7 protein-coding genes and 1 pseudogene are annotated in these 9896 nt (G+C 35.1%); 5 read left to right on the forward strand and 3 right to left on the reverse strand.

All coding sequences use genetic code 11. The features are described 5' to 3' along the window. Positions 1-257 precede the first annotated feature (257 nt). Positions 258-3314, forward strand: coding sequence for an ATP-binding protein (locus B3D98_RS14960; protein ID WP_288583932.1), 3057 nt, complete (start codon positions 258-260; stop codon positions 3312-3314). Between the two features lie 258 nt (positions 3315-3572). On the opposite strand, the gene B3D98_RS14965 is transcribed toward B3D98_RS14960, so the two are convergent. Continuing rightward, on the reverse strand, positions 3573-4178 hold the full coding sequence (locus B3D98_RS14965; protein ID WP_054548968.1) for an ankyrin repeat domain-containing protein: 606 nt from the start codon (positions 4176-4178) through the stop codon (positions 3573-3575). 585 nt (positions 4179-4763) lie between these two features. Between B3D98_RS14965 and B3D98_RS14970 the strand changes: the two are divergent. From B3D98_RS14970 to B3D98_RS14980, 3 genes and pseudogenes are all read left to right on the forward strand, one after another. Beyond that, positions 4764-5591, forward strand: a pseudogene (locus B3D98_RS14970) (DUF4822 domain-containing protein); the annotation flags it as partial. Positions 5592-5718: 127 nt separating this feature from the next. Then, complete coding sequence (locus tag B3D98_RS14975) at positions 5719-6432, forward strand: N-acetylmuramoyl-L-alanine amidase (protein WP_004233756.1); 714 nt, start codon at positions 5719-5721, stop codon at positions 6430-6432. Positions 6433-6504: 72 nt separating this feature from the next. Beyond that, positions 6505-7560 (forward strand): P-loop NTPase, encoded by a 1056-nt coding sequence (locus tag B3D98_RS14980; RefSeq protein ID WP_115673261.1) that lies wholly within the window; start codon positions 6505-6507, stop codon positions 7558-7560. Positions 7561-7615: 55 nt separating this feature from the next. Here the strand turns inward: B3D98_RS14980 and gerD are convergent, their stop codons facing one another. Next, positions 7616-8224 (reverse strand): spore germination lipoprotein GerD, encoded by a 609-nt coding sequence (gene gerD, locus B3D98_RS14985; protein WP_004233763.1) that lies wholly within the window; start codon positions 8222-8224, stop codon positions 7616-7618. 151 nt (positions 8225-8375) lie between these two features. Here gerD and B3D98_RS14990 point away from each other — a divergent pair, with 151 nt between their 5' ends. Then, complete coding sequence (locus tag B3D98_RS14990) at positions 8376-9050, forward strand: KinB-signaling pathway activation protein (RefSeq protein WP_054548969.1); 675 nt, start codon at positions 8376-8378, stop codon at positions 9048-9050. 36 nt (positions 9051-9086) lie between these two features. Here B3D98_RS14990 and B3D98_RS14995 read toward each other — a convergent pair whose 3' ends face one another. Further along, on the reverse strand, positions 9087-9743 hold the full coding sequence (locus B3D98_RS14995; protein WP_288583938.1) for a hypothetical protein: 657 nt from the start codon (positions 9741-9743) through the stop codon (positions 9087-9089). Positions 9744-9896 lie beyond the last annotated feature (153 nt).

A 9896-nucleotide genomic window follows, 5' to 3' on the forward strand; every position in this document is an offset into this window, starting at 1 on the left:
CTCAGTTCTCAAAACGTTAATATCGTTGTTATATCAACGATTTCAAGCTCTTCTCAGGTTTACCTGAGAGGAGCTTTTTTTACGTCGATAACAAAAACAATATGATTTGTTCAGAATTTGTTTAACAGCCCTATGATAGGATGCCTAAGAGGACTAATGAAATACAGGTGAAAGTCATATTGAATAATGGATTTCATTCTAACTAACTGATAGTTTGATGTTATATATAATTGTGTTCAAGTAGGGGAGGGGTGATAGTGAAAAAAAATATTAGCATTACTTTGACCATTATCATGCTATTTATTATCGTATACTTTATTGGCAATGGAGAGTATTTTGTTAGTAGTAGTCAGCCGATTGCGCAGAATGGGATCGTTACGATTGAAGAAAAAGAACTACAAGAAAAGACTATTTTAAAACTAGATGGAGAATGGTCTTTCTATCCAAATATCTTAATAGCATCAAGCGATTCATTCGACGCGTACGAGAGCGAGAAAATACCAATTGAGGTACCAGCTACTTGGAATAGCTTTGTAGAACCAAATGAGGAAGGGCTTACTGTAGGAACGTATCATGTTAAGATAAATGTACCAGTTGAAGGGGAATATGGATTATACATTCGTTCAATTCGTCAATCTAACCGTGTTTTCATAAATGGAAAAGATGTAGGTAGTAAGGGGAATCCGAGTGAAACCTTAAAGGACTTTAAGTTCGAAAATGATGATAAATATACGGTGTTTGCACCAAGTGAGAATCTAATGCTTGATATAGTAATTCATGTGGGGAATTATAATTATCCAAAATCCGGTATTACTTTTCCTATTGAGTTTGGAACAAAGGAAGCTATTCAAAGAGATTTTAGCATGAAAATTTTAGCAGAATCGTTTGTATGTATTGGTTATATTGTATTCGGTGCAATTTATATTATATCGTATAGTCAAAATCGGAAGCGTAAAGAAGAATTGTTTTTGGGGTTATTCACTATATTATTCGGACTGTACATGTCGTTTACAAATGAAAAAATATTTTTCCTTATTTTTCCTCATTTAACTATAAATGAACAAGTACGTTTACAATTAGGGATTTTACCACTTGTTGATGTTTGTTTAGCATTATTTCTCTATTATTTGTATCCGGAGTTTATGAGGAAAAAAGCGATTTATATTATTAGTATTTTGTTAGGTTTACTTTTTTTTATCTATGGGATTTACAACCCGATGACAAAAAATAGTATGATTATACCAATAGAAAATCTAGTTCTTTCCCAAATAATCTTTGCAGTAATTTTTATTCCAGTTGGGCTTTATAATGTGTTTGTGCTATTACGTGTGCTTATGAAAGGTGTAGATGGCTCACGTTATATTCTAATTCTTTTAGTATCTCTTACTTGTTATACTTTTTTAATGGTAATGTATTACATTTTTGATATACCTATGGTTTATAGTGAACAATTATTGTTTATTTTTACACTCTATAGTTTTGCATCTCTGCTTAGCTTCCGAGCAAATACTTCTTTTAAGGAAGTTCAAGCGTTATCGGAAGAGCTTTTGATGCATAATCAAATGAAGGATGAGTTTTTATTGAAAACGTCTCATGAATTACGTACGCCTTTAAATGGTATTTTAAATATATCCAAATCATTAATGGAAGGTGTACAAGGACCTTTAAAGCGTGAGCAACAAGAAAATGTCATTTTAATACATAATGTCGCGCAACGTTTAGGTTATTTAGTAGAGGATTTATTGATTTCTTCGAATCATATGACCGGAGAAGTTCGTGTTATCCCTCGTGTTGTTCCGATAAGCGTAATTGATGAAGTAATTGAGGAAATTCGTAGTTTAATGTCGAGTGATACATCCATAAGGTTAATGAGTGCAGTAGATTCTAATTTACCCCATATGTATACAGATGAATTACGATTGAAACAAGTGCTTTATAATTTACTCTATAATGCTCTGCAACATACAAAACATGGGCAAATTACAGTCTTAGCTAGTGTACGTAATGATTATATGGAAATACAAGTAAGCGATACTGGAATTGGTATACCATCACAAGACTTAGATCGAATTTTTAATTCCTTTTATCAAGTAAAGAAAGGTAAAAAAAGTGGGGGTCTTGGGTTAGGATTAAGTATCTCAAAAAATATAGTAGAACAGTTAAATGGGGAAATTCATGTAACAAGTACATTAGGTGTTGGAACAATTTTTACATTTACGGTGCCACTTGCCACACTCGAAAAACTAGATATTGAAACACAACACCAGATAGGCAATCGAGCAGATAATACTATACTACAGCTAGATTTACCATTACTGCATAAAGGTAATGACAAAGCCATACTCATTGTTGATGATGATCATGTGAATATAAAAGTACTAGTGGACGCATTAATTCAAAAAGGCTATACCGTTATTGGAGTAGATAATGGGTTTGATGCGATAGATTATATAAAGAAACATAAAGTAGATTGTATGTTAGTCGATTTAATGATGAATGGTATGTCAGGCTATGAATTATGCAAACAAGTACGAAAGCAATACGATATGTTGGAATTACCGATTATAGTTTTAACAGCAATTATGCAGCATTCGGATTTAGTGTTATCTTTACAAGTTGGGGCAAATGATTATCTGCAAAAACCGATTGCGATGGATGAATTACTAGTGCGTATTCAATCATTACTAGCGGTTCGACAATCTTCCATTGATGCGATTGAAGATGAAATGAATTATTTATATGCGCAAGTAACTCCTCATTTTGTCTACAATACACTTAACACTATTATCGGCTTAAGCTATACAAATATAGAGAATACACGAGAGGCGTTATACAGTTTAGCCACCTATTTCCGTGCCAAGCTAAATGTCCATTATCGTAACAGCATGGTTTCAATAGAAGATGAAATAGATCTTGTAAAAGCATATCTCTATATTGAAAAAATGCGCTTTGGTGATCGTCTTACAGTTGCGTATGATATTGATGAGTCCATTCAATCTTTGATTCCAGCATTATCAATTCAGCCTATAGTTGAAAATGCAGTTTTTCACGGGATTTCGAAGAAAAAAGAAGGTGGTACTATTGAGGTGAGTGTGCAACGAGAAGGTCAATTTATACGTATTAAAATTTATGATAATGGGGTCGGTATCTCAGAAGAAAAGTTGCAACGATTAGTAAATGAAGAAAACTCACGTATTGGATTTACGAATCCTTTGAAAAAATTTAAGCTTATGAGAAATGCCAGTTTTCGTATATATAGTGAAGAAGGAAAAGGAACTACTGTTATTATTCTATTACCAGAAGAGAATTCGTAACCTTTACAAATGGCGTACCGTTTAAAGATGATTTGGTCTTTACGGAGTCAGAGGCAGACGAAACATCTATCCTAAGACTCTTTCTACTTTCGAGGAAAGAGTCTTTTTGTCATTCCATCATAAAAAGCAATCTGTGAAGTAACCCAAAGATTGCTTAACGTTATTTCTTTTGAAATTGCAGGTGAAATTGATGCAACAGGTAAGCTAATTCCGAAGTGAGGCCATCTAGAAAAGTATATGAAAATATCTCCTATAGTGTTAACTGTTATTTCGTTCGGGTACAGCTTCTTTTAAAATTTGCTCAATCTCATAAAAGCCTAGTTTTTTTGCATGCTGCAATGGTGTGACACCATCTTGATCTCCAATAGTTATATCAGCACCATGATCCACCAATAATTGCACAATTTCTTGATGTTTCTCCCCGCCATTGCCTAATATGACTGCCTCCAATAGAGCTGTCCAATGCAAATTATTAATGTGATTGACATGAATGTCCGAGTGATTAAGTAGCTCTCGGACCACCTCAACATGTCCACGTTCGGATGCAGGGATGATGGCAATTCCACCAAAGCGATTAGTTAGCTTTGTATCTGCCCCTGCAGATATGGCAAGTTTAACGATTTCTAAATAGCCTGATGCCCCTGCATGTAAAAGTACGTTCTCAAGGTTATTATCTCTAATATTAATATCAGCACCATGTTGAATGAGCACCTTCACAGTATCCACCTGGTTATTATAAGTGGCAGCTAAGACAGGGGTTCTTCCATTCTGATCCGTTGTATTAATATTGATGCCTTTTTGTAGAAGTGCTAAAACTTTATCAGTATCACCGTTCGCTGCTGAAAGTATTAATTGATCATTCATTTTTCCACCCTCTTTTCTTTGGATAAAACAGCCAAATGACTAATGGTATATCACTGTAGCCTACTTTTCCGTTTATAAAAATATGGTAACATGTTGCGAATTATACGAGTAATATTAAAAAGATATGCTAGGCTTAGCTTTTTCCTATAATTAATAATGTTGAAGTACTCGTTTGTGAGAAATGTCGATCACCCATAAATTAAGTATATGTAGAAAAAAATAAATAGCTTTTTACATAAACCTCACTATTAGTGTACAGATTTAATATATATTAAAAATATTTTCGTATAAGTTTATGTTTTTTTAAGAAATTATTTAGGGGGAGTTTAACATTCCACTTTAATATAGTTTTTAGAAGGTACAACAAACCTTTCATTTTTAAAAATTGTCATTATGGGTTTGATGTAACTCAAAATATAAACTAACCGATGGAGGTAAGTAGGTATGAAAAAAATATTAATAGTATCTGTTGCAGCTATTGCATTACTGGCAGCGTGTCAAGATAAGGAGCCTGCAAAAGGCAATAAGACAAATAGTGAGGAAGTTAAAACAGAAAGTACAGTAACAGAAAATACTGCCAAAGAGCAATTAACAAAGGGACAAGAAATGGCTAATGTTCTAAGTGGTACAAATTGGCAAGGTACAAAGGTTTATGATCAAGATCACAATGATTTAACGGCGGAGAACGCAAACTTCATTGGCTTAGCAAAATATGATGCCCAGACAGGTCATTATGAATTCTTTGACGCGGCTACAGGTAAAAGCCGTGAGGATAAAGGGACATTCTTTATCACAAATGATGGGAAACAAAGAATATTAATTTCCGAATCAAAAAACTACCAAGCAGTTGTCGAGATCACTGAGCTAAACGATAGTATCTTTACTTATAAGAGAATGGGTAAAGATGCTGCGGGCAATGATGTAGAAATATTCGTGGAACATATTCCATATAAAGAAAAAGAACTGGCATTTACTGATTCCGATAAAACGTTAGATGCTTCAACAGGTGAAATTGTTACAGACGTTGACGGAGATAAAATTCTCGCTGATACACTATGGCATGGAACAGTTGTGTTAGATGAAGCGGGTAATGATGTAACAGAATTCAATTCAAATTTCATTAGCATTGCAAAGTATGATGCAAATACAAATAAATATGAGTTCTTTAATCCTGAAACAGGTGAAAGTCGTGGAGACTATGGTTACTTTAATGTCATTCATGATAATAAAATAAGAGCGCATGTTTCTGTCGGTGATAATAAGTATGGTGTAGCTCTTGAAATTACAGAAATCAACGATAAGAAGTTCACGTATAAACGAACAGGTAAAGACAAAGATGGCAATGATATAACTGTATTTGTAGAGCATGAGCCATATACAGGTGAATTCAAACCTACTTTTACAAACCAATAAAATTCTTCCTCCCTTAATATAGAAGAAATTAAAACTCTCAAGTTTGTGACTTGGGAGTTTTTTTTACTTTCTGGCATAGTTCATCCACTAATTTCGTACACTAAATGTAAAAGGGTGGTGTATATGGGTGAAGCGCTGGCTTGCACTAGGAGTAATTATGCTTATGAGTATAGTGGTCGTGGCATATGAAACAAATGCTTCGGACCGTAACTTCTTCTTACCGGACCCACTTGGTGGCATAAAAATTGTCATTGATGCAGGGCATGGTGGTGAGGACGGAGGAGCTTCAAAGGGCGAAGTGATTGAAAAGGATATTACACTTGCAATTGCTCAGCATGTAGAGAAGCAATTAAAGAAAAAAGGCGCAACGGTTATAATGACAAGAACAAAAAATGGTGATGTAATCGATGAGCATGCGCCATCAGAAAAATATGGAACAATGAGAGAACGGAAAAAGCAAGATATCTTCCTTAGAAAGGATATCGTGGAAAAGGAAAAGCCAGATGTATTTATAACTATTCATGCAAATGCCATTCCTGAAACAAAATGGCGTGGCGCACAGGTATTTTACCATAAGGAAGGACATGCTGATGGAGAGATTCTTGCCAAGAGTATTCAACAATCCATTCGCACTAATTTAAAAAATACAGATCGTGAAGCATTGTCTATTAAGCAAATCTATTTATTGAAGAAAGCGGAAGTACCTGCAGCTTTAGTGGAGACTGGTTTTATTAGTAATGATGAGGAACGAGCATTATTAGTGGACAAAAACTATCAAGAAAAAATGGCAGATGCCATAGTTGAAGGTATAGAAGACTATTTATTAGCCAAAATTGAGTAGAGCAACATCTACAACGTAAATCAAATCATTATGATATACTAATATTGAGACAATATAAGGGGAGTGTTCGTCGTGATTACTGAACAACAAGTACGAGAAATACTGGGACAACTACAAGATCCATTTTTACATAAATCGCTTGCAGAAACAGATGGTATTACGAACGTAGCAATAAAAGAAGAAAAAAATCATGTCAGTGTAAAAATTGCCATTGCTAAACTGAATACACCGGAACAATTACAACTACAAATGAAAGTTGTTGAGGTGTTGAAAGAAGCAGGTGTAAACACTGTTGGTATTCGTTTTGAAGAACTATCAACAGAAAAATTGCAAAGCTTCCGTGGCACAGCAACAGAGTCGGAAGCACAAGATATTTTATCTCCATTAAGCACAGTCCAAGTAATTTCAATTGCTTCTGGTAAAGGTGGAGTTGGTAAATCGACAGTATCAGTAAACTTAGCTGTTGCTTTAGCTCGTCTAGGAAAGAAAGTCGGCTTAATTGATGCAGATATTTATGGATTTAGTGTACCTGATATGATGGGTGTAACGGATATGCCTAAGGTAGTCGATAATCGTATTTTCCCAGTAGATCGCTTTGGGGTAAAAATGATTTCAATGGGCTTCTTTGTAGAAAATAACGCACCGATCGTATGGCGCGGACCAATGCTTGGTAAAGTATTAGATCAATTCTTCCGTGATGTTGAGTGGGGTGAATTAGATTATCTATTATTAGATTTACCTCCTGGCACAGGTGACGTTGCATTAGATATCCATCAAATGTTGCCATCATCAAAAGAAATTGTTGTAACAACTCCACACCCAACAGCAGCATTTGTTGCAGCTCGTGCAGGGGCAATGGCGCTTCAAACAGACCATGAAATTTTAGGAGTTATCGAAAACATGGCTTGGTTTGAATCTAAAGCAGGTGACCGAGAATTTGTCTTTGGGCAAGGAGGAGGACCAAAGCTAGCTGACGAACTACGTACAGAGTTGCTTGGACAAATCCCGCTTGGGCAACCAGATTGGACAGATGAAGATTTTGCTCCTTCTGTATACGCTGAAAAACATACAACAGGACAAATTTATTTAGACATCGCGACGAAAATCATCGATAAATTAAATAAATAATAAAAAACGGATTTCCACCAGTTTTATGGGGAAATCCGTTTTTACATTACCAAGGTTACTCGGTACTTTTTTGTCCCTTATCCGATCCGCCACCACTATCGCCACTCGCTTCTTTCTTATCGCCACTTCCTGATGAACCTGTTTCGCCACTTTTCTTAATAAGTTCCTGCCATTTAGATTGCATTAAAGGGCTTTCGATCGTTTCCTTTACAACTTCCTCCATTTGCTTGCGCATATTGGATGATTTAAGGATAGTCTCCAACTGCTTTTGCATATCGGGTTGCCCGAAAAATGCCTCCATATCCTTTTGGAAAGTCGGATCTTTTATTAAGTTCTTCATAATATCCTGTTGCTGTTTTTGCATACTTTTCGCAACAGTTTCTTTAAACTTTGGATCTTCAAAGGTTTTTTTCCAAAAGTCTTCTGCTTCCTTGGAAAGTAAAGTTTCCTCGGTAGCTTTTTTCACTTCATCATGCTCTAAAATCAAGAGCTCACGGAAACTCGGCTCTTCTAAAAGCTGTCGCAATGCCTTTTTACCATCCTCTGTTTGTAAAGAGTCAATCATGATTTTTTTTATTTCATCATAGGACATGGTAGAGGTTTTATCTTGTGAACAGGCAGAAAGAAAAAGCATTAGAATCAGTAATAAGGTGAATTTTCGCATCGACAATCAGTCCTTTCTCTAGATAGACTCTTTCAATTATTGTTCACATTTCTCAGGACTTTATGTATTGGTTAGGATGAGAAATAGCTTTTTTAACAAGGCATTGATAAAATAAGGACAGATATATTGAGAAATTGGGGGACTTTTAGTTGTGACGATACGAAATTGGGCAAAGTTTTTCTTCTTTGCAATGCTCGTTGGTGGTGCAGTCAACGGAGTTTTTAGTTTATTTATTCGGTGGGAATTCTTCCAACCATACATAGCAAACGGTCAATGGGGTGAGTTTTTCGCTGGACTTTTATGGATGGTTTTCTTAGGGTTTACAATGAGTGTTATAGCGCAAGCTGGCTTTTTTGCTTATTTAACACTTCATCAGGTAGGTGTTAATATTTTTAGAACACTGACATTATGGAATTGGGTACAGCTATTATTAATTGCCATAACGATTTTCGATATAATTTTCTTCCGCTTTATTCCTGGTGTAAAGGATGGGCAAAGCTGGTTGTTCTATGTAGGACTATTAATTGTCCTCATTTTTGGGGCAATAGCAACAGCTGTTCAAAAAGTAAAATTAACAGGGAAAAAACATGTAATGATTTCGGCACTATTCTTTATGATTGTCATTACAACGTTGGAATGGACAATTGCCTTGATGGGTCGCGATGAAAATATTAATGAGTATGTTGCGCTTTTATTATTCCCATTATTGGCTGTTAATGCGTATCAATTATTAGTATTACCTAAATATAATGCAAAATCTGATGAAGATCGTCAAAAATTAGAAGCACGACGCCAAGCTCGTCGTGAACAGGCTAAAAACGCATAAGGAAAAAATTGCCTCGCTGTATTGGAGGCAATTTTTTTATGGCGCTTTTTTAGTTTGAACCTTATAACCAAATATATTTTCTTCAATCGACATAAACTTATGCTGTTGTATGAGAGTGTTAAGCTCTTTAAAGGATATTTGATTATTTTGATGGAGCGGGAAAAAGACAAAATCACCTTTTTGTAATTTCGGAGTTTTCTCACCTTGCCAAATAAGCGAAGGAGATAGTAAATTCATTTGTTGTTGGAATAAGGCTTTCTGTAAATCCTGTGAATATTGATGATTTCGGGTAGCAAACCATAAAGGTTTTTCTTTTAAATATTTTTCGTAAGTATCAATATCCTTTTGGATGAGCGCAATGTCAATGGGTTCTTCTACTGAATCATCCGGCCCAAGTAATCCTGTAGGCAATTTTCGTTGTTGGATAATTTTTAAATGCTCGGGTGACCGTTTTATCCAATCAGCATCTAAAAGTAGAAGTGGATAAGGCTCTTTCACCGTTTGGAGCCATTCTAATAGAGAGTCATCAGAGAAAGAGATCTCTACAATAAGAGATGTGCCATAATGTCCTTTTGTGACCACTACTGGTGCATTCGCAATATTAAATACAGAAATCATCGTTGAATTTATAGGCTTTAAAAAGGCAAAAAGCATTACAATTAAAAGCAGTGAAATCAACGTTTTACGGACCATAATGATAACCTCGTTTCTAAAATTAAAATAAAAAATGAATCTCTTTTAAAAAAACTTATGATTTAGTGTTGACTTTCATGAATAATCGATGTTATTATGTATAAGTCGCCAAGAGATGACAACGAAATAAAGAAACATGAACCTTGAAAACTG

This window comes from Lysinibacillus sp. UBA5994, from assembly GCF_002429725.1.
Lineage (GTDB): Bacteria > Bacillota > Bacilli > Bacillales_A > Planococcaceae > Lysinibacillus > Lysinibacillus capsici.

Excerpts from the sequence above, each read along its gene's own strand:
- B3D98_RS14965 (WP_054548968.1), bottom strand. The coding sequence starts at position 4,178 with ATGAATGATCAATTAATACTTTCAGCAGCGAACGGTGATACTGATAAA.
- gerD (WP_004233763.1), bottom strand. The coding sequence starts at position 8,224 with ATGCGAAAATTCACCTTATTACTGATTCTAATGCTTTTTCTTTCTGCC.
- B3D98_RS14995 (WP_288583938.1), bottom strand. The coding sequence starts at position 9,743 with ATGGTCCGTAAAACGTTGATTTCACTGCTTTTAATTGTAATGCTTTTT.